15 protein-coding genes and 1 CRISPR repeat array are annotated in these 20322 nt (G+C 46.0%); of the genes, 10 read left to right on the forward strand and 5 right to left on the reverse strand.

The features are described 5' to 3' along the window. Positions 1-171: 171 nt before the first annotated feature. The 7 genes from QF117_RS00625 to QF117_RS00655 all read left to right on the forward strand — a co-directional run bounded on the left by QF117_RS00625 (position 172) and on the right by QF117_RS00655 (position 4446). Positions 172-444 carry a type B 50S ribosomal protein L31 gene (locus tag QF117_RS00625; RefSeq protein ID WP_282385516.1) on the forward strand — a complete coding sequence of 91 codons (273 nt, stop codon included), beginning with the start codon at positions 172-174 and terminating at the stop codon, positions 442-444. Continuing rightward, the gene (ykgO, locus tag QF117_RS00630; RefSeq protein WP_083188612.1) at positions 444-587 is read left to right on the forward strand and encodes a type B 50S ribosomal protein L36; all 144 of its coding nucleotides are present in this window, start codon (positions 444-446) and stop codon (positions 585-587) included. Before QF117_RS00625 ends, ykgO begins: the two co-directional genes overlap by 1 nt. A gap of 310 nt (positions 588-897) precedes the next feature. Continuing rightward, positions 898-1752: an AraC family transcriptional regulator gene (locus QF117_RS00635; protein ID WP_282385517.1), complete on the forward strand. Its 855-nt coding sequence runs from the start codon at positions 898-900 to the stop codon at positions 1750-1752. Positions 1753-1885: 133 nt separating this feature from the next. Further along, complete coding sequence (locus tag QF117_RS00640) at positions 1886-2668, forward strand: AzlC family ABC transporter permease (protein ID WP_282385518.1); 783 nt, start codon at positions 1886-1888, stop codon at positions 2666-2668. After that, complete coding sequence (locus QF117_RS00645) at positions 2665-2982, forward strand: AzlD domain-containing protein (protein ID WP_017036440.1); 318 nt, start codon at positions 2665-2667, stop codon at positions 2980-2982. Before QF117_RS00640 ends, QF117_RS00645 begins: the two co-directional genes overlap by 4 nt. Positions 2983-3231: 249 nt before the next feature. Then, complete coding sequence (locus tag QF117_RS00650; RefSeq protein WP_282385521.1) at positions 3232-3765, forward strand: hypothetical protein; 534 nt, start codon at positions 3232-3234, stop codon at positions 3763-3765. Positions 3766-3843: 78 nt separating this feature from the next. After that, the gene (locus QF117_RS00655; protein ID WP_282385522.1) at positions 3844-4446 is read left to right on the forward strand and encodes a thiol:disulfide interchange protein DsbA/DsbL; all 603 of its coding nucleotides are present in this window, start codon (positions 3844-3846) and stop codon (positions 4444-4446) included. A gap of 265 nt (positions 4447-4711) precedes the next feature. Here QF117_RS00655 and QF117_RS00660 read toward each other — a convergent pair whose 3' ends face one another. Continuing rightward, positions 4712-5611: a LysR family transcriptional regulator gene (locus QF117_RS00660; RefSeq protein WP_282385524.1), complete on the reverse strand. Its 900-nt coding sequence runs from the start codon at positions 5609-5611 to the stop codon at positions 4712-4714. A 156-nt stretch (positions 5612-5767) separates the two neighbouring features. Between QF117_RS00660 and QF117_RS00665 the strand changes: the two genes are divergently transcribed. From QF117_RS00665 to QF117_RS00675, 3 genes are all read left to right on the forward strand, one after another. Continuing rightward, positions 5768-7459: an L-lactate permease gene (locus QF117_RS00665; protein WP_282385526.1), complete on the forward strand. Its 1692-nt coding sequence runs from the start codon at positions 5768-5770 to the stop codon at positions 7457-7459. Between the two features lie 246 nt (positions 7460-7705). Continuing rightward, positions 7706-8845, forward strand: coding sequence for an FMN-dependent L-lactate dehydrogenase LldD (gene lldD, locus QF117_RS00670; RefSeq protein ID WP_282385527.1), 1140 nt, complete (start codon positions 7706-7708; stop codon positions 8843-8845). Between the two features lie 100 nt (positions 8846-8945). Then, on the forward strand, positions 8946-11804 hold the full coding sequence (locus tag QF117_RS00675; protein ID WP_282385529.1) for an FAD-binding and (Fe-S)-binding domain-containing protein: 2859 nt from the start codon (positions 8946-8948) through the stop codon (positions 11802-11804). Between the two features lie 92 nt (positions 11805-11896). Then, positions 11897-16290: direct repeats of the CRISPR family, unit length 28 nt; unit sequence TTTCTGAGCTGCCTGCGCGGCAGTGAAC. Positions 16291-16429: 139 nt separating this feature from the next. Here QF117_RS00675 and cas6f read toward each other — a convergent pair. The 4 genes from cas6f to csy1 are packed head-to-tail and all read right to left on the reverse strand — an operon-like array spanning position 16430 to position 20315. Next, on the reverse strand, positions 16430-16981 hold the full coding sequence (gene cas6f, locus QF117_RS00680; RefSeq protein WP_282385531.1) for a type I-F CRISPR-associated endoribonuclease Cas6/Csy4: 552 nt from the start codon (positions 16979-16981) through the stop codon (positions 16430-16432). An 8-nt stretch (positions 16982-16989) separates the two neighbouring features. After that, the gene (gene csy3, locus QF117_RS00685) at positions 16990-17973 is read right to left on the reverse strand and encodes a type I-F CRISPR-associated protein Csy3 (RefSeq protein WP_282385533.1); all 984 of its coding nucleotides are present in this window, start codon (positions 17971-17973) and stop codon (positions 16990-16992) included. Positions 17974-17998: 25 nt separating this feature from the next. Next, positions 17999-18961: a type I-F CRISPR-associated protein Csy2 gene (gene csy2 / locus QF117_RS00690; protein WP_282385535.1), complete on the reverse strand. Its 963-nt coding sequence runs from the start codon at positions 18959-18961 to the stop codon at positions 17999-18001. Between the two features lies 1 nt (position 18962). After that, on the reverse strand, positions 18963-20315 hold the full coding sequence (gene csy1 / locus QF117_RS00695; RefSeq protein WP_282385536.1) for a type I-F CRISPR-associated protein Csy1: 1353 nt from the start codon (positions 20313-20315) through the stop codon (positions 18963-18965). Between the last annotated feature and the right edge of the window lie 7 nt (positions 20316-20322).

Genomic DNA, 20322 nt, shown 5'->3' on the forward strand with positions numbered 1-20322 from the left:
TCAGATCTTCGTCATCAGATCGGAAAGCGTGCTTCTATTTTCTCACCGTTATTTTTTAGTCCATGTAAAAATCACTGGCAATAGTTATTGATAATCATTATCATTGGTTATGTTATAACATAACAATAATCAGAAAAACCACCAAGAAGTTAAAGACGAATAAGGATTGAGATGAAACCAGGCATTCACCCAAACTACCGCACCGTTGTTTTCCATGACACGAGTGTCGATAAATATTTTTTAGTGGGTTCCACTCTGGAAACCACCAGAACCATTGATTGGGAAGATGGACAAACCTACCCATACATGACCATCGAAGTTTCTTCTGACTCACACCCCTTCTACACAGGTAAGCAGAGAGTGGTTCATACCGAAGGTCGTGTTGCTAACTTTAGCCGTAAGTTCGGTAACCTAGGCGGCTTAAAATCAGGGGATGATAAATAATGAAAGTACTCAGCTCATTAAAAAGCGCTAAGTTGCGCCATCGCGATTGTCAGGTCGTCAAGCGCAAAGGGAGGATTTACGTAATTTGCAAAACCAACCCACGGTTTAAAGCCGTTCAAGGAAAGGCCAAAAAGAAAAAGTAGCAGCAAATGTTGCTCTAGTTGGGGGATATTCACCAAGCCCCCATACCTCTAATCCGCCCTCTAATCCGCGTATCTCAGAAATGTTATTTGCTAAACAATCTCACCAAAACCGCAAGTTTGTACAAAAATAAGATCCCTCATTAGGTTAAGATACTGTAGCGTTAAGATGCCGTTACGCTAAAGTACGGTTACGTTAAGATAAAGCTACATTAAAAAGCTACGTTAAAAAAACACGTTAAAACAAAGTAAGTAATATCGAACTGGTTTATCTCGTTCGAGCGACACTGAGCTAGGACGAATTGAGGTTCCATTGCCAACCATAGAATTGCCAACCAAAGAAAATGCACAAATCCAATTAGCCAACGAACTGGGTGGGCTCGAGTTTTTACATGCGCGTTACCATCGTCAAAATTTTTCCCGCCATAGTCACGCAGGCTACACCGTTGGTGTCATCGAAGACGGTGCTCAGCAGTTTTATCGAACCGGTGGTAACCATGTAGCACCTCAAGACAGTATTATTTTAGTTAACGCCGATGAGCTCCATAGCGGTCAAACCGCCACTGAGGGAGGATGGGCTTACCAAGCCATGTACCCAACCCCTGAGATGTTCGAGCAAATAGCAGAAGGTAGCGATTTAGGGCGAGTGGCTCCCTATTTCCCTAACCCTGTCGTTTATGACCCTGAACTTGCCCACCTGTTAAGGCAAGTCTTTGAGGTATTAAAACACTCTAACAATCGTCTTTATCGGGAAACACTCTTGCACGGGGCGATGTCTCAACTGGTCGCAAGGCACAGTCTCCAGAGACAAGCTGCGCCGATACAAATAAAAAAAACTCAGGCGCAGATCGAGCGTATTAAAGCGTTTTTGTCTGACTGCCCTGAAGAGAATGTGTCCTTAACAGAGCTTGCCAGCATGGCGTCGTTAAGTCCCTTTCACTTAGCGCGTACTTTCCGCGACCAGGTGGGGCTGCCTCCCCACGGGTATCAGCTTCAAATGCGTATTCGTAAAGCTCAGAAGTTACTGAGTATGGGGCTCAAATCAGGGTCTGTAGCGATGGAGGTGGGCTTTCATGATCAAAGCCATTTTCACCGTCACTTCAAAGCGACAGTCGGAGTCACACCAAATCAATATAGGCTGGCGCACCAGAACCGACTCGCAGGATAAAGGGGATGGCAGAGCAACTTCGTACAAGACAGATAAAACGCCTTTGACTAGTATGTTCATCTATCTCTTAGCTTGTATGTATTGGCTTCTCTGTATTGGCTTCAATCTCTTAGAAAATGGTAAAGGAATATCAATGTCAGAATGGGTCGAACAGCAGCAAAAAAGTATCGCTAGGCAACTGTGGCGAGGGACAATAGCCATGATGCCACTGAGCATTGCGGTCATCCCATGGGGGTTATTGGCCGGTTCATACGCGGTTGAATCGGGCCTATTAGCGCTTGAAGCTCAAGCCTTATCCGCCATTTTATTTGCAGGGGCTGCCCAGCTCGTCGCCATTGGTATGTTCAAATCAGGTGCAGGGCTCATCACCATGCTTGTGACCACCTTCTTTATTACCTCACGCCACCTTTTGTACAGCGTCGCAATGAGAGAGACCATCAGCCCATTACCGCTGCGTTGGCGGTTATCGCTGGGGTTCTTGTTAACCGACGAACTGTTTGCCCTTATTGGCCATAAAACAAAAGAGTTCGATCGATATTATGCGTTAGGCGCAGGGCTGAGCTTTTACCTTATTTGGAATATCGCATCGTTTGTTGGCATTATTGGCGGCAGCTATATACCCAACCTTGATTCCTTGGGGTTAGACTTCGCTATCGTCGCTACGTTCATCGCTCTGGTGGTGCCGAACATAAAATCAAAACCTATCTTGTTGTCTGTTGTGGTGGCCTTATTGAGTTCGGTGTTGCTCCATAAATGGCAAGTTAATGGCGCGTTAGTGATTGCGAGCTTACTGGCGATGTCAGTTGGTTACCTGGCCGAACGTGGTTCACACTATGGTCAACCAAATCACAAGAACGACGATCAAACAAACCAAAAGAACGATCAAACAAGCCAAGGAAAAGGAGAGCACTCATGATTTTATTATCGATCTTTGCCATGACTGCGGTTGTTTTCCTCAGTCGTTATCTATTTTTAGAGCCCGTTCTACCGCTCAGATTAAGCTATGAGGTGAAGCGGTTTCTCAAATTTTCTAGCCCTGCGATCCTCACCGCCATTCTAGCTCCCATCATGTTTTTAGATGCCGAAACCCATGAGCTGCTGCCATTGATTAACCCTTATTTAATCAGTGCAATACTGGCCGTGATCTTAGCCTGGAAAACCGCCAATGTGCTCTTGACTACGGTCGTCAGCATGATGCTGTTTTTTACATTACATAATGGGTGGTTTTAAATTGCCCCTCTTAAGCTCGCTTTACCGATTCATCTTTACTAAAGATAAAGCATGTATTCAGCAAGCGATGAGCTCAAGGCGTTAGTTAACACAATGTACAAAACCAAGATAAGTAGGCAGGTAGTTAATTAAGTGGGTAATTAAACGAAGAAAAAACAGGGCAAAAGAAACTTGTTATGGTCAATGGAGATTTAATTCCTCACCACTCTTGTTGTATGATGCTGTCACCTTTGTTGTAAAGATGGTTTTATGGCTCACATTTTCAGACCCACTCAATGGATGTTTTTTTGGCTGCTGCTCGTTGTCGTGACGATCCTTTTGGCCAATGATCAGTGGTCTCGATTACAGCAAATAAGTCACAGTCTGGTTGGCCCTCCAACCTTACCGACGACCATATCAACAGCGGAACGCGCCATCTTGAGCTCGGGTGAAATACCACCAGCGACTGAAGCGATGCGCGGATCTGAGCCAAAAGCCGAAAAACTTCAGACTGTTAGAATGCTATCCATCCATAATCAAATAGCGTTATCTTCTTTTCAAGAAACCGATGTACCCATTCACAACGATTGTCCCGACACTGAAAAACCGCATCAACATAAAAAAAATAATTCGAATGACAGTTGTGGCTCTGTATGTCAGTTCAAAATCCCTACTTACGTTTCATGCGCTGCACTCGCCAGCCAAACTCAATCATTGGCTCTGATCGAGCCCGACCAGAGTGTCACGGCAAACTATAGAGCGACAACACTCTATCGACCTCCGATTCATTCATTTCTCGCTTAATTAGCAACACATAACACCAATCATTGGGGTTGGTGTTTATGACACAAAATTACGTTCAATTAATTACGGAAATGAATCATGCTCAAGAAAATTATTACTTTTATCTCGACAATCGCGATCGCTTTGTCAGTGAATGCTGCGCAATTTGAAGAAGGCAAACACTTCAAAGTATTGGATGTCGAAAAAGCCCAGAAACCCGTCGTGACTGAGTTTTTCTCGTTCTACTGCCCACATTGCTACAAGTTTGAAGGAGTGGTTGAAAACCTAAAACCCGCACTACCCGATGATGCACGTTTTGAAAAAGTACACGTTGCATTCATGGGCAACAATATGGCTATCCCAATGGCAAAGTCATACGCCACTATGGTTGCGTTAGATGTTGAAAAAGAGATGGTGCCAGCGATGTTCAAACAGATCCATCAATTACGCCAAGCACCAAAAGATGAAGCGGCGCTTCGTCAGCTCTTTGTCGATTATGGGGTTGATGGTAAGAAATTTGATTCGGCTTACAATGGTTTTGTCGTGAACTCAATGCAGCGAGAATTTGATAAGCAATTTGAAGCCAGCACATTAACCGGTGTGCCTGGTGTACTGGTGAACAACAAGTACATTGTGGTACCCGACAGTATCAAAAGCTATGAAGAATACAACGCGCTAGTCAACTACCTCTTGACCCTGTAAGAACAAGATTGCGCCAATAGAATGTCGGTTCACACTGTAAATTTGAATCGATTCTATTTCTGCACATCGCACTTTTGCCAGCATTAAGAGGGGCCACTTATCTGAGTGGCCCCTCTTTTTTAAATACCACACTGAGATGTCGTTCAAACTGTTGGTCATTGATCATTGGTGATTGGTTATTGGCTATTGGTGATTGGTTATCAGCTAAAAACCCTACCAACCTACAACAGAAAAACTGTCCGCCTGAAACAGGAAAATTGTCCGCCTAAAAATAGTGAGAAATGGTCAGATAACGATCTCGGATATGTTCTATTAACAGCTTTACCTTATTGGGGGGTTGGCGAGTAAAAGGGTACACCGCATAAATGCCCAACTTCTTGCCCACCAGTTCAGGGAAAATATCCACTAACTGACCGTTTCTAATATCATGGTAAACCAGACAGCGAGGAACATAGGCTATGCCATAGCCGCCAAGTGCCGCTTTACGTAGCGCGGTGGCATTATTGGTCGAGAAATTTCCTGACACTCGCACAATGTAATTCCCCTCTCGACCTTTAAACTCCCACTCGCTCGCCCCCGTCGTTTGATACGCATATTGCAAACAGTTATGTGTCACCAATTGATTCGGTTCTAGAGGCTTACTATTTTTCGCGATGTAAGAAGGCGACGCGCACACCACCCATTGCGAATCCAGAATATGACGTGCCACCAAACTAGAATCTTCCAAATAACCCGTGCGAATCACCAGGTCAAAACCGCCATCGACGAGATCAACAAACTTATTATCGAGTGACATATCCACCGTCAACCCTGGGTGCTGGTCACAAAATTGCGCCACCGCTTCTGCCAAAATCAAATCACCAGAAATAGTAGGAACCGACATTTTTATGTGTCCGCTTACGTTTTCACCAAATCCCGAAACAGAGTCCATCGCTTCTTGAGTGGCTAACTTCACACTTTTGGCTCCGTGCAGTAATGCCTTCCCCGCCTCTGTGAGCGTCAATTTACGCGTTGTTCGATATAATAGTTGAACCCCTATTTGCTCTTCTAAACGTGCAATTCTTTTGCTAACTACAGAATTTGTAAGGTTATTTTGTTCAGCCACCTTACTAAAGCTCCCCAACTCTATTACCTGTGAAAACAGGATTAAATCATCTGCTCGCATCTCATTATGCCAATTTTGGAAATAATCATTTTCATTATTTCTCTATATGAACAAAAAATAAAGCGGTAAATTCACCGCAAATTAACATTAATAACACTAATGCAAAATCACAGAGCCTCTCTAGAGCCCTGATTAATGAATACATAGGATGTACCAATGAGTGAAACACTACTTGCCCTTGTAGCTTTCTCACCGATTGTGGTGACAGCCATACTCCTCGTCGGCCTCAACTGGCCAGCGAAGCGTGCGATGCCAGTCGCGTTCGGGTTAACCGTTATTATTGCCCTCTTTACATGGGATATGTCGACAACGCGTGTTCTGGCTTCTGTGTTTCAAGGGCTGGGAATTACCGTCTCTGTACTTTGGATTGTGTTTGGCGCCATCTTCTTGCTCAACACGTTAAAACACACGGGCGCGATCTCGACAATTCGCAACGGGTTTACCAATATCTCACCGGATCGTCGTGTTCAAGCCATCATTATCGCGTGGTGCTTTGGTTCATTTATAGAAGGCGCATCAGGCTTTGGCACACCAGCCGCTATCGCCGCACCCCTTCTCGTCGCCATCGGGTTCCCCGCGTTAGCCGCTGTATTAATGGGAATGATGATTCAATCGACACCCGTTTCTTTTGGTGCGGTCGGAACGCCGATTATCGTTGGCGTAAACAAAGGGTTAGATACACACAATATTGGCGAAGCTCTGATTGCAAACGGTTCGAGTTGGGATGTCTATCTTCAACAAATCACCTCTAACGTGGCGCTCATTCACGCTGGCGTGGGAACACTCATTCCTGTCCTGATGGCCATGATGTTGACGCGTTTCTTTGGTAAAAATAACAGCTGGACCGAAGGGCTCGATATTCTGCCGTTCGCTATTTTTGCTGGGCTATCGTTTACCATTCCCTACGCGTTGACAGGAGTGTTCCTTGGCGCTGAGTTCCCGTCACTTATCGGTGGCTTAGTCGGGCTGGCTATCACCGTGTCTGCGGCCAAAGTCGGCTTTCTGGTTCCAAAAACAACCTGGGACTTCGAAGACGAGAAAAAGTGGCCTACAGAATGGTTAGGCTCACTGAAAATTGACCTTGATGATGCTAAATCAAAACCGATGAGCATGGTGATGGCATGGTTACCGTATGTGTTGCTCGCCGTTGTCTTGGTTGCAAGCCGCGTCAGCCCTGATTTTAAAGCGATGCTGCGTAGCGTGAGTCTCTCATTTAGCAATATTCTTGGCGAGGCAGGCATCAGTACCGCGATTCAACCTTTGTATCTTCCAGGGGGGATCCTTGTCTTCATCGCATTGGTTTCCGTTCTGCTGCAATCTCGTAGCGTCACCCCGTTGGTCAAAGCCTTTGGTGAATCCAGCAAGACACTGATTGGCGCAGGTTTCGTTCTGGTCTTTACTATCCCAATGGTACGTATCTTCATCAACTCGGGCATTAACGAGGCTGATCTTGCCAGCATGCCAGTCACAACGGCGAACTTTGCCGCTGGCCTTGTCGGTGATGCTTTTCCTGCTCTGAGCGCAACCGTTGGTGCGTTAGGTGCCTTCATTGCTGGCTCAAATACGGTGTCTAACATGATGTTTAGCCAATTCCAATTTGAAGTCGCACAAACCCTGTCGATATCCAGTGCAATGATTGTTGCTCTACAAGCGGTTGGGGCTGCGGCCGGCAACATGATTGCGATTCATAACGTAGTGGCGGCTTCTGCTACCGTGGGCTTACTCGGACGAGAAGGGGCAACGCTGCGCAAAACCATTATTCCAACTCTGTACTATTTATTCGCTACCGGGGTAATTGGACTTATCGCGATTTACGGCTTCCACGTGACGGATGCTCTTATGAGCTAATACATCGACCGATAAAAAGGCGAGTGATTAGATGAAATGAACGGGTTCACTACATAGACCAAATAGCGAATTTTTACGTGAGGCGTTAATGGCTTGTTCTCTTATTCAATGTGACGGTTGCACACAACCACACTGGCCTAGTGACAACACGAGCAAATCCAGAACATTACCGCCTCTTTTTTGACGATGTCGGCCATACTGAACCTTCCACGAAAGGCACTGTATAACCATTTATAGGACTGAATTATGATCATATCCGCGCCAACGGACTACCGTGCCGCAGCAAAAGCAAAACTGCCTCCTTTTCTTTTTCACTATATTGATGGCGGTTCTTACGGTGAACATACACTAAGAAAAAACACCGATGACCTTGCCGCTATCGCGTTAAAACAACGTGTTCTAAACAACATGGAAGACTTAAGTTTAGACACAGAAATCTTCGGCGAAAAATTGGCGATGCCCATTGCTTTAGCCCCTGTCGGGCTGACAGGCATGTACGCTCGAAGAGGGGAAGTTCAGGCAGCAAAAGCGGCACAAAACAAGGGCATTCCTTTTACCATGTCGACCGTCTCTGTCTGCCCTATCGAGGAAGTGGCTCCAGCCATTGAACGCCCAATGTGGTTCCAGCTGTACGTTTTAAAAGATCGTGGATTCATGAAAAACGTCCTAGAACGTGCAAAAGCGGCCGGTGTCACGACGTTAGTCTTTACCGTTGATATGCCGGTCCCTGGGGCTCGTTATCGTGACAATCACTCGGGTATGAGCGGTCCCAATGCCGCGGCACGCCGAGTTTTCCAAGCGATGCGTCACCCAAGTTGGGCCGTCGATGTTGGCTTGTTGGGTAAACCCCATGACCTTGGCAATATCTCAACCTATCGCGGTGAACCCACCAAACTCGAAGATTACATTGGTTGGCTTGGTGCGAACTTTGACCCTTCTATTTGCTGGAAAGATCTAGAGTGGATCCGCGACTTTTGGGATGGCCCAATGGTGATTAAAGGCATTTTAGACAAACAAGATGCCAAAGATGCCGTCTCTTTTGGCGCTGACGGTATTGTCGTTTCTAATCATGGCGGCCGACAGCTCGATGGCGTTCTATCCACCGCCAAGGCACTGCCGACAATTGCCGATGCCGTAAAAGGTGACCTTAAAATCTTTGTCGATTCAGGGATCCGGTCAGGATTAGATGTCGTGAGAATGCTGGCGCTTGGCGCAGATTGCACACTATTAGGGCGCTCATTTATCTACGCACTGGCCGCGCAAGGACAAGCTGGTGTAGAAAACCTGCTCGACCTTTACGAAAAAGAGATGCGCGTGGCCATGACACTGACCGGCGCGAAAAGTATCCAGGACTTAAATGCAGATTCTTTGGTGAATTTGAAGTAATTTCAAAAGGTGTCACAGCAAATGACTGGAGACTGTGACACCGTTTTCACTGCTGATTTCATAACAAATACAATGCCGCAGCGAGCACAAGGAAGCGAACATGTCGAATTCACACCACAATAATCAAAGCCGGGATAGCCTCTATCAACAGCTTGAATCATTACTCGCGGCTAAGATAGAGCCCGAACGTATTGTCACTCAAGAAGCCAAACGGCTGGCCTATGGCACCGACGCCAGCTTCTATCGTTTGGTTCCTAAAATTGTGTTGCGCTTAAAAAACCTTGATGAAGTCATTTATGCGATTCAATGCTGTCGTGAAATGGGCATTCATTGCACTTTTCGCGCAGCCGGTACCAGCCTTTCAGGCCAAGCTGTTTCTGATTCGGTGCTCATTACGCTCACGGATGATTGGCGAAGCCATGAAATTCTTGATGATGGCGATAAGATACGTCTGCAACCGGGCGTTATCGGCGCAGATGCCAACAAATACCTTGCGCCATTCCAGCGTAAAATAGGGCCAGACCCAGCTTCTATCAATACCTGTAAAATCGGTGGTATCGCCGCCAACAACGCCAGCGGCATGTGCTGTGGTACCGCACAAAACTCTTATAAAACCGTGAATAGCATGAAAATTGTCTTTAGCGACGGTTCGATTCTCAACACCGGAGATGCCACCAGCATTGCTGAATTTTCCCAACAGAACCCAGCACTCATTGCCGGTATTAAAGCCCTACATAATGACACCATTGCAAACACCGAGCTGACTCAACGCATTAAACATAAGTATCGACTGAAGAACACCACCGGTTACGCCATCAATGCTTTGGTTGACTACCACGATCCAATCGACATTATTGAGCATCTCATGATCGGTTCCGAAGGCACATTAGGGTTCATTGCAGAAGTCACCTACAACACCGTTGTAGAACACGCCCATAAAGCTTCTGCCTTATTGGTTTTTTCCGATATTGAACAAGCCAGCCAAGCGGTGACCACGCTTTCAAACAGCCCGGTTGCTGCTGTAGAGTTAATGGATGGCCGTGCCTTACGATCGGTAGCCAACAACGCAGGTTTACCTGACTTCATCAAAACACTCGACATAGAAGCCGCTGCAATACTGGTCGAGTCACACGCCAGCGATGATGACGCACTCACTCAGCAGTGCCAACAGGTCATGGCGGCTCTTACTGAATTTTCCATCATTGAATCGGTTCCCTTTACTTCGGATGCAAAAACCGTGGCGACCTTATGGGGCATTCGTAAAGGTATGTTCCCTGCGGTTGGTGCAGTGCGCGAAGTGGGCACCACAGTGATCATTGAAGATGTCGCTTTTCCTATCGAGCATTTAGCCAACGGGGTGAGAGACCTGCAATCGCTGTTTGAAAAATATCGATACGATGAAGCGATCATTTTCGGTCATGCTCTGGAAGGTAACCTTCACTTTGTTTTCACCCAGGGGTTTGATAGCCAAGAAGAAATCGATCGCTACGGCGGATTTATGGACGATGTGGCCGATTTAGTCGCCGTAAAGTACCAAGGTTCACTCAAGGCAGAGCACGGTACTGGGCGAAATATGGCACCTTACGTGGAGCTTGAATGGGGAAAAGATGGCTACGCGTTAATGCAAAAAATTAAGCGCCTATTTGATCCACAAGGATTGTTTAACCCAGGTGTTATCATCAATGACAACCCTCATTCCCATCTCGAAGATTTGAAACCCATGCCCGCAGCCGATGAGTTGGTTGATCGATGTATTGAGTGTGGATTTTGTGAACCCGTGTGTCCATCGCGCACGCTGACCCTCTCCCCTCGACAACGCATTGTTCTATACCGTGAACTCCAGCGCCGAAAAAATTCGGGGGAAACCGTTGAAGCGAGCGAGTTGGAGCAAGTCTTTGAATATCAAGGGCTTGATACTTGCGCCGCGACCGGGCTTTGCGCTGATCGTTGCCCCGTTGGCATCAACACAGGGGATCTGGTCAAAAAGCTCCGCTCAGTGAAATATCAACGGCTCACACCCATTGTAAAATGGACAGCTCAGTGGACCGCCGATCATTTTGCAGCCACCACCGCGGTTGCTCGGATCGGATTAAAAGCCAACCGGATTGCCACTCAAACCATTGGCGGTGAGAAAGTCGCCAAAATCACGCATGGGCTTCGTTCATTAACCAAAGGGAAAACACCGATTTGGATGTCGGAGTATCCTCAAGAAAACGCGTTTAAAATGAGCTCAACCCCAACGGTTCAGTCCAATAAAAAAGTGGTCTACCTACCCTCTTGCGCCAGCCGCAATATGAGCCAACAGTCAAGCGCACAGGATCAACGCTCGTTGACGGAAGTGACCCTATCACTGCTCAATAAAGCAGGCTATGAAGTCATCATCCCCAATAAACTGAGCGATCAATGTTGTGGAATGCCGTATGACAGCAAAGGAATAACAGACCTTGCCGAGCAAAAATCTCAACAACTTGAACAAGCACTTTGGTTCGCTAGCCGTAACGGAAGATACCCAGTACTGATGGATACCAGCCCATGCGCCAAACGAAGCATCGAGCAGTTTACAAAACCGATGGAAGTTTTAGAGCCGACTGGGTTTATTTTGAAGTACCTTAAAGAGCACTTAAACTTTGCTCCAATACAAGAAACCGTGATGCTGCACGTCACCTGTAGCTCTCGCCGAATGGGGCTAGCTAACGACATGCTAGAACTGGCAAAAGCCTGTACCTCCGACGTTATCGTACCCGAGCACATAGAATGTTGTGGTTGGGCTGGCGATAAAGGCTTTATGACCCCCGAACTAAACGCCGCCGCGGTTCACCCGCTGAAAGAGCAAGTACCTGACCATTGCACAAGAGGGTTTAGTAACAGTAAGACCTGTGAAATAGGTTTATCACACCACAGTGGAGTGCCGTATCAATCGATATTATATTTGGTGGATGAAGTGACCACCAAGGCCTAACGCCACGCTAAGCCTTAATATCAAACTAAGCCGTATACCAACGATTTTCCACTAAAAAGCCACGCTGATTCTAGCGTGGCTTTGTCGTCTTATCTTCTTGCTGCCTGCGCGGCAGTGAACACACATACTATTCTGCCGATTCTAATCAACAATTTCTGAGCTGCCTGTGCGGCAGTGAACGGCAGAACGTGGACTACCTTTCATGCATTTTCTGAGCTGCCTGTGCGGCAGTAAACTTATCGCTCTGGCCACCTTGGCCCATTTGTATTTTCTGAGCTGCCTGTGCGGCAGTAAACATATGGCACTATTAATCAACCCTGTTACTATCTTTCTGAGCTGCCTGTGCGGCAGTAAACGTCAGTCTCTAATTAACTTAGCTGCAATTTCTTTTCTGAGCTGCCTGTGCGGCAGTAAACGCCATATTTACGGCCAACCCTTTCTGAGCTGCCTGTGCGGCAGTGAACCACCTTGTCGGCGATTACATGTTTCCGCTAGATTTCTGAGCTGCCTGCGCGGCAGTGAACTTTTAGAATGGTACTTAATGCACCGCCATTACTTTCTGAGCTGCCTGTGCGGCAGTGAACAAAACGGTCACGTTTGGATTGCCGGCATGAGTTTTCTGAGCTGCCTGTGCGGCAGTGAACTCTGACAACCAAATTTTGAACATGATCAACAATTTCTGAGCTGCCTGTGCGGCAGTGAACTAACCTGTTGTTGTGCTAACCAGTCTGGGTTTTTTCTGAGCTGCCTGTGCGGCAGTGAACTGATAACGATACGAGTGATTATCTCAACCGTATTTCTGAGCTGCCTGTGCGGCAGTGAACACATTGCAGTACAAGATAATGGGAGTGCTACATTTCTGAGCTGCCTGTGCGGCAGTGAACATTGAGGCATTCTATTCGTGTATTCAGGATCATTTCTGAGCTGCCTGTGCGGCAGTGAACTACGAGGTACAGAAAATACAGACGCAATGTAATTTCTGAGCTGCCTGTGCGGCAGTGAACGGTGATGGAACTACAGGTTTTCAATATTTAGATTTCTGAGCTGCCTGTGCGGCAGTGAACAAACGTTATTGCTCGGCTCCGAATCACGGCAATTTCTGAGCTGCCTGTGCGGCAGTGAACTCATCGAATACGCTTACCAGGTGTATTTATCATTTCTGAGCTGCCTGTGCGGCAGTGAACATGCGTGGTCTGTATTGTCGTGTGGGTCGTGTTTTCTGAGCTGCCTGTGCGGCAGTGAACTGCATTCACAAACGTAATTGGCCTTGCTAGCTTTTCTGAGCTGCCTGCGCGGCAGTGAACTTCGGGCCAATGCTTTTAATGCGGCCTTTTAATTTCTGAGCTGCCTGCGCGGCAGTGAACATTGGATTGGGTCTGGCCGCATGGCGATTGACTTTCTGAGCTGCCTGCGCGGCAGTGAACCTATGTGCATCGTGTGCAAAGAATTTGGCGCATTTCTGAGCTGCCTGCGCGGCAGTGAACATCGAGATATTGATCGCGTCATTATTTCGAAATTTCTGAGCTGCCTGCGCGGCAGTGAACATAGCGGCTAGGTGTGATTTGCTTGCCGATGATTTCTGAGCTGCCTGCGCGGCAGTGAACTTGGAACGATTGCGGGGACTCCTACCGACGAATTTCTGAGCTGCCTGCGCGGCAGTGAACCAGTACTAGCTTATCAGAATGGATTTATTGATTTTCTGAGCTGCCTGCGCGGCAGTGAACTGATAAAAATCATTGCAAGTTTTGGGAGGATTGTTTCTGAGCTGCCTGCGCGGCAGTGAACCAAAGGGAATGAAGTACAACACACCCTTCAGTTTTCTGAGCTGCCTGCGCGGCAGTGAACGTGGTTTGCAAGCATGGAACATCGACAAGCTTTTTCTGAGCTGCCTGCGCGGCAGTGAACATCATGACCTTTGCATTGGATCATGGTTTCAATTTCTGAGCTGCCTGCGCGGCAGTGAACTCAATAAGGCGATGGGTAGAATTTTTGGGGCATTTCTGAGCTGCCTGCGCGGCAGTGAACTTGATCTCTTCTCGAGCCGCATCTCCGACGGATTTCTGAGCTGCCTGCGCGGCAGTGAACGTTTTGAGTAGTCGCCGCAAAGGCATGGCAGTTTTCTGAGCTGCCTGCGCGGCAGTGAACTTACTCGTAAATCTGTGACGTAAATCTTTGACTTTCTGAGCTGCCTGCGCGGCAGTGAACGGTCTATTCCACAATACTTTTCAGAGTTACTTTTTCTGAGCTGCCTGCGCGGCAGTGAACTGATGACTATATCCTACCTCAGTTTTCTACCTTTTCTGAGCTGCCTGCGCGGCAGTGAACTAACGTAGAGGTATACCGTGACCCTAGTAACTTTTCTGAGCTGCCTGCGCGGCAGTGAACTTGAGATACTAACGGGGTTAAACAATCGTCTATTTCTGAGCTGCCTGCGCGGCAGTGAACTTGAGATACTAACGGGGTTAAACAATCGTCTATTTCTGAGCTGCCTGCGCGGCAGTGAACAAGGCCAAGGCAAACGAGCGCGGTTTTTGTATTTTCTGAGCTGCCTGCGCGGCAGTGAACTCACTATGACGTTCATAGACGAATTAGGGTTGTTTCTGAGCTGCCTGCGCGGCAGTGAACTAAGCAGTCACTACATCGGTGACTTTGCTAATTTTCTGAGCTGCCTGCGCGGCAGTGAACCCACCAGCGGCAGCATACGTGCTTTGATTTGCTTTCTGAGCTGCCTGCGCGGCAGTGAACTGCTGTTTCGTAAGCGTAATCCCCCAATGGGCTTTCTGAGCTGCCTGCGCGGCAGTGAACCCCCCTATGGGCGGTGCGGTGCATGACTACGTTTTCTGAGCTGCCTGCGCGGCAGTGAACTGTCACACGCTCGGCCACGTCGTAGAATCCGATTTCTGAGCTGCCTGCGCGGCAGTGAACGGTCATTATCAACCTTGGTCAACGTCCAGTTATTTCTGAGCTGCCTGCGCGGCAGTGAACTGTTCATCATGGAAAACGAAGGATTAATGCAATTTCTGAGCTGCCTGCGCGGCAGTGAACAACGGAAAGTATGTTTTTGCTTTTGATTTGGATTTCTGAGCTGCCTGCGCGGCAGTGAACAATGTTGACTCAATTATCGCCTTTGTCCAAGCTTTCTGAGCTGCCTGCGCGGCAGTGAACTGACGGCGTAAGCATGCCAGCAAAATCAAGCTTTTCTGAGCTGCCTGCGCGGCAGTGAACTGCAGCTACAAAGCAATGCTATCCATACTCAGTTTCTGAGCTGCCTGCGCGGCAGTGAACCAGTTACTCTTTTAACCTTCCACTCGTTTTGTTTTCTGAGCTGCCTGCGCGGCAGTGAACAACATCGTCAGTGATTTTGATTCGGCCTCATCTTTCTGAGCTGCCTGCGCGGCAGTGAACGATAGATGAAAACATCCAACGGGTCACCTTTTTTTCTGAGCTGCCTGCGCGGCAGTGAACTCGCCATTTTCGAACTCTGGCGACATATGGTATTTCTGAGCTGCCTGCGCGGCAGTGAACAGGAAAATCTGTATGTAAATCCAACTTTCTCATTTCTGAGCTGCCTGCGCGGCAGTGAACTTCAAGATATGGAATTGTTATCATCTTTAATATTTCTGAGCTGCCTGCGCGGCAGTGAACGATTATCCTCTAATTACGAGTGAAGAGTTAGTTTTCTGAGCTGCCTGCGCGGCAGTGAACCCTTGTCTTGGTCTAAACCTAGCTTTCCAGTATTTCTGAGCTGCCTGCGCGGCAGTGAACCCATGGCCGTGCCATCCGCACTTTTTGGTTGATTTCTGAGCTGCCTGCGCGGCAGTGAACTATCGCAGACTTTAGACCTTTACCGAACAATCTTTCTGAGCTGCCTGCGCGGCAGTGAACCCACGCTGTCAGGCTTGCAAGAAGTTATCACATTTCTGAGCTGCCTGCGCGGCAGTGAACTTTTTTTTGGGTGGTATAATTTAACCATCAAATTTCTGAGCTGCCTGCGCGGCAGTGAACCAAAGGGAGGCTATAACTTCCCCTATCAAATATTTCTGAGCTGCCTGCGCGGCAGTGAACTAGGATTGTATTCGAAAGACCATCCTTTCAAATTTCTGAGCTGCCTGCGCGGCAGTGAACTTATGCTCTTAGGATTCTTGACTAACCCTTCTTTTCTGAGCTGCCTGCGCGGCAGTGAACGTACATTGTGTGTTTAGTTCCAATCTTGTAAGTTTCTGAGCTGCCTGCGCGGCAGTGAACTCTACCGGGCTTAGAGGACATGCATAACCAGATTTCTGAGCTGCCTGCGCGGCAGTGAACTCTTACCATTCCAAAAAAACTTTGAGCCGTGCTTTCTGAGCTGCCTGCGCGGCAGTGAACTTATTGGCTCGTTGCAGTATTCGCATTTGTTATTTCTGAGCTGCCTGCGCGGCAGTGAACTAATACTTTGAGGCTTAAATACGACTCGGTAGTTTTCTGAGCTGCCTGCGCGGCAGTGAACAACAGAATTTCATCACAAAAATAAGTTACAACAAGTAGATAAGTAAAAATACCCATTTTTACCTAATTTTCCCTACCTATTGTAACTTACTGATTTTATTACTTCATTTTTAAAGAGCCATTTTTGGGGTTATTTTGGGTTAAAACCAAGGGACCGTTGCTGATGAGCTTAATCCATAGCGGTTAAATAGCCCTTCAACTGCTTTATCTTGCAACCCACCATGCTCAATGAATAACTTCATCACCTGCCCTGTGGATGTACTTTTTAATTGAACAAAGGGTAAGCGCAGCATTTTTTGCTGCTCATTGCCAATTTTCAATATCGACTCTTCAGCACTTAACCAACCTTTAGCGATAGATCGTTTGCGTTTATTATTAGCACTTTTAGCTTGCTTACGTTTCACGCAACGATACTGACACCCTTCAGGAACCAATAAAATTGACGTTTGAATACAATAATCACGTAATCCTTTCAGCCAATTTAATTGAAACAATTGACTTAAGTCGGTTTCATCACCGTGCAGGCGTAATGTATCCCCTAGCGTTTTATCCACATTTGGAAAGCTAATTCCAACATTCACTTCTTTTAACTCCACTAAAGCTCTGTGTAATTTCGCCATTAAATTGCTCATAAGCACAGGCTCTGTCGCTTCTGGATCTGGTAATACTTTAATATCACAGTAAAATTTCATGACGACCTCTATTCACCAAATACGCCACCACGAATAAGCATCGCCATAATGTAATGCTGTTGCTCTTTCGCTGGTTGCTTATCTTTTAACATCCAACCATCCAATAACTTATAAAAATCGTTATTCTCTTTTGGTTGACGGTACGCTGCACCACGGTTGGTGACAGAGCCATACGGTTCAACCGCAATTGGACCTACCTCTTCAAAAGCAGGATGCCAAGTATCAATCGTGCGTAATGCGTTACCAATCTTTTGTGAGTGCATTGCTGCTTGACCATTCAACTGATACAAGAATTTACTCTTATCCCCTTTTCCACCCCCCATCACTAATTCTTGTGATGGGTACACAGCCTGACCTTCACCTAACTGTGTAAATGCTTCTACTTTAATCAAGGCATGATTTTCAACTAACCCTTGTTGAATAATCGCCGCTAGCTCATCAACCGATGGGTTGTTATCAAAGCTTCGTAAATTGAAATCATGACTATCAAATGTAAATTCTTTTCCTTCCGCGATTACTTTTACGACAACATTCTCGGCACCAACACGGTTGCGCCACAAGAAACGACCATTGGCAATATTCTGCGCATAACGCTTTGCTAACTCAGTAAAACCTTCTTCCTGTTGGTAAATCTCAATTTTCTCCGCTAATGCGGCTTGATACTCTGGATTATTACAGGTAGATGGTACTTGTAAATCACTCAATATACGCAAGGTAAACTGTACTTTTAATGTATCTGTTTGATGATTTAGCGCTGCAATGTCAACCGTTTGTAAATTTGCCTTAGATACTTCAGCATCTAGTTTTGTTGGATCATTTGCCATTGCTGCTTTCAGCCGATTTGAAATCGTACCGCGTACCGCTTTTTCGCCCACCATAATTGGTGTCCATTCTTGCTGCTGCCAACTACCAGCAAACATTAGTGCATCCGATGGAAGTAATTTTGCTTCAAACGCCAAGACTGAAGGTGTTTTTAAGTTTGTTTTAGCCATTGTTTATTCTCTCTATTTTTATTATCTAAATTTCTTCATTAAGCTCATCGATCGAAAGCTCAATAACGGTATCTTTAAAGGGTTTTGTTTTGGCAACATACCAAGATTCATGATGTTCATAACGCCAAATAGCATTATCGATATCAGTTAAACGGTGCGGACTCATCCACTCACCAATGCCGTAAGCAGCCTCAGCAAAGGCTACGGGGACACTGGTATCTCGAACGTTCTCGACTTGACCTGGTCCATACACAGGCGAGATAGCACAATAGCCAGACATAATTGGCACCAAATATCCCATTTGAGGTTTTGGTACAAACTCCCACTTAGCTTTATCACTTAACTCTTCTTTTGTTTCTGAATCACTTTCTACACGAATCGCTTGGTATTTTAATTTGTAAAAATTACACCAGGCATCAAATACTGATAATTGGTCGCCTTGTTCACTTTTATTTTTAACGTGTTCAGTTAAATACTCACTGCGATCTAATAGAACAAACCCTGGCATTAAGCGGCGTAATACCTTTTTATCTTCGTCTTTGTTGGTAAGCGATATCGACCCTATTTGAGTAATTTGACCACCCGCTATTCTTAATCTAGGCATAAGCTGTTTGACTCTATCAATTAATGAGTCTTCCTGAACGATTGCGCCGCCTAATAAACCATGCACTTCAATTAATAAAGAAACTGTCATGTTCATGCGGCCTTCTTCATTAATTGGGGCAGTTGTTCCCTTTTGAGTTAAGGGGTTACGCGTTAAGGCAAAGACATAATCACCCCACTCTTGAGGCTGCCTTGCATGAACTATATTTTCATGGCTGATAACCGCAACGCCCCCTAATGTAACGGCTAATTCAGAAGGCAATTTACGGGAAAGTGCATGAGCAAAGCCTAAAAAATTCGTCATAGCAGGGAAACCATACGTTAAACCAGCAATAGCATTCGCGTTCTGCACATTAATGTCTTTTAATAATAAATAGCGGCTCATATTACAACTCCCCTAATTTTGGTGTCGAGCGTTCAAAGTGCTTTAGCTGATGTAAAAACAACTTTGAAAAATAAGCGTGTTCACTATCACTCAAAACGTATTTTTCTTTATGGCTTTTTAACTTATGTGCTAGCCAATTAGCAAAATCATTAGCAATGAAGGCTAACCAATCGCCTTTTTCACGACTCTTTTGGAACGCTTCATCGGTATTGTAAGCATCTAGCCATAACGCGTGACTGGGTTTCATTTTACATCTGTCGCTGTTTGACCAACCTGCATGTTCTGTCATCATTTGAATAATGGCTACATGGTTTAAAACGATATCAATAATGGGTAAAAGATACGCATTATCTCGCTGGCGACGTACATGGACATTGCGATCATCTTCTCTTAGGTTTTCAAGAAAGAATCGAAAGTCACGCATCAATGATGCCGTTTTGAAACTTAATTCTTGCCCAAACAATGTGGTACTCGTCATTGGTGGCGAAGAAATTCGTTGCCATTGCGGTGGTGCGCTATTCAATAAAAAGGTTTGTCCATGACGTTCATTATTTAATTGCGAGATATTTTGAGGTTTTGAACCACCAAAGTTTTGCACAGCAAGATTAAGAAAACGCTCATCAAATTTCTCATGATATTTATCCGCTTTTCTCGCATCTCTAATCTCTTTTGATTCACCGTAGCGAGTTCGTCTTACTTCATGATATAGCTCATGTGCAAGTGATGATGAAAACAGAGGGCATAGCAAGTGATATTCAACCGACGTTTTATCTTCGCCAATTAAAGGGAAATACAGTTGCTTACTTAAGGTATGGCTAGATAACTTTGTATCACCCAGGGCTTGTTCAAAACCAGATTTCCATTCTTGTAACTGCATCTCGTCTTTAGCAAAAGAGCGTAATGCATTGATGTGACCTTGCTGTAATTGAGTAATTAAGCTTTCGCCGTCACACTCTAACTTGAGTAATCTTGCGACATCTAGAGCTGCTGCGTTACCGACGGCATCAATGGCTTTTTTATTTAAAGATGCTGTCACCAAGTAGTTTGAATCACTCCATTGTTCGGTCACCAACATGCTGCTGGCTTTGGCATCACTATGAGTAAACTTTGCTGCATGGGTAGCAAGACTTATCTGTTTTGCGCGTTTTGCCGCATCAGAAAGCCAAACTTCAGCAACAAATGAGGCCTCTATCGGTGCTGATTCTTCTGCATAAATAGCTTTCGCCTCTGCTATTGCAGTAGAGTCTTCACTTTTATCTAAGATCTTATTTAGTGCCTTTTGTAATGGCTCTAATTTTGCTTCTTTTCGTTGCTGAATATAATCAGCAATAGCCTGAGATAATGTATTATTCATTATTATT

The sequence above is a fragment of the Vibrio sp. YMD68 genome (assembly GCF_029958905.1).
GTDB lineage: Bacteria > Pseudomonadota > Gammaproteobacteria > Enterobacterales > Vibrionaceae > Vibrio.

What these genes read in the sequence shown, in the direction of transcription:
- QF117_RS00665 (WP_282385526.1), top strand. Translation starts at nt 5,768, where the DNA reads ATGAGTGAAACACTACTTGCCCTTGTAGCTTTCTCACCGATTGTGGTG.
- QF117_RS00645 (WP_017036440.1), top strand. Translation starts at nt 2,665, where the DNA reads ATGATTTTATTATCGATCTTTGCCATGACTGCGGTTGTTTTCCTCAGT.
- cas6f (WP_282385531.1), bottom strand. Translation starts at nt 16,981, where the DNA reads ATGAAATTTTACTGTGATATTAAAGTATTACCAGATCCAGAAGCGACA.
- QF117_RS00655 (WP_282385522.1), top strand. Translation starts at nt 3,844, where the DNA reads ATGCTCAAGAAAATTATTACTTTTATCTCGACAATCGCGATCGCTTTG.
- QF117_RS00660 (WP_282385524.1), bottom strand. Translation starts at nt 5,611, where the DNA reads ATGCGAGCAGATGATTTAATCCTGTTTTCACAGGTAATAGAGTTGGGG.
- csy2 (WP_282385535.1), bottom strand. Translation starts at nt 18,961, where the DNA reads ATGAGCCGCTATTTATTATTAAAAGACATTAATGTGCAGAACGCGAAT.
- ykgO (WP_083188612.1), top strand. Translation starts at nt 444, where the DNA reads ATGAAAGTACTCAGCTCATTAAAAAGCGCTAAGTTGCGCCATCGCGAT.
- csy1 (WP_282385536.1), bottom strand. Translation starts at nt 20,315, where the DNA reads ATGAATAATACATTATCTCAGGCTATTGCTGATTATATTCAGCAACGA.
- QF117_RS00650 (WP_282385521.1), top strand. Translation starts at nt 3,232, where the DNA reads ATGGCTCACATTTTCAGACCCACTCAATGGATGTTTTTTTGGCTGCTG.
- QF117_RS00625 (WP_282385516.1), top strand. Translation starts at nt 172, where the DNA reads ATGAAACCAGGCATTCACCCAAACTACCGCACCGTTGTTTTCCATGAC.
- csy3 (WP_282385533.1), bottom strand. Translation starts at nt 17,973, where the DNA reads ATGGCTAAAACAAACTTAAAAACACCTTCAGTCTTGGCGTTTGAAGCA.
- QF117_RS00675 (WP_282385529.1), top strand. Translation starts at nt 8,946, where the DNA reads ATGTCGAATTCACACCACAATAATCAAAGCCGGGATAGCCTCTATCAA.
- QF117_RS00640 (WP_282385518.1), top strand. Translation starts at nt 1,886, where the DNA reads ATGTCAGAATGGGTCGAACAGCAGCAAAAAAGTATCGCTAGGCAACTG.
- lldD (WP_282385527.1), top strand. Translation starts at nt 7,706, where the DNA reads ATGATCATATCCGCGCCAACGGACTACCGTGCCGCAGCAAAAGCAAAA.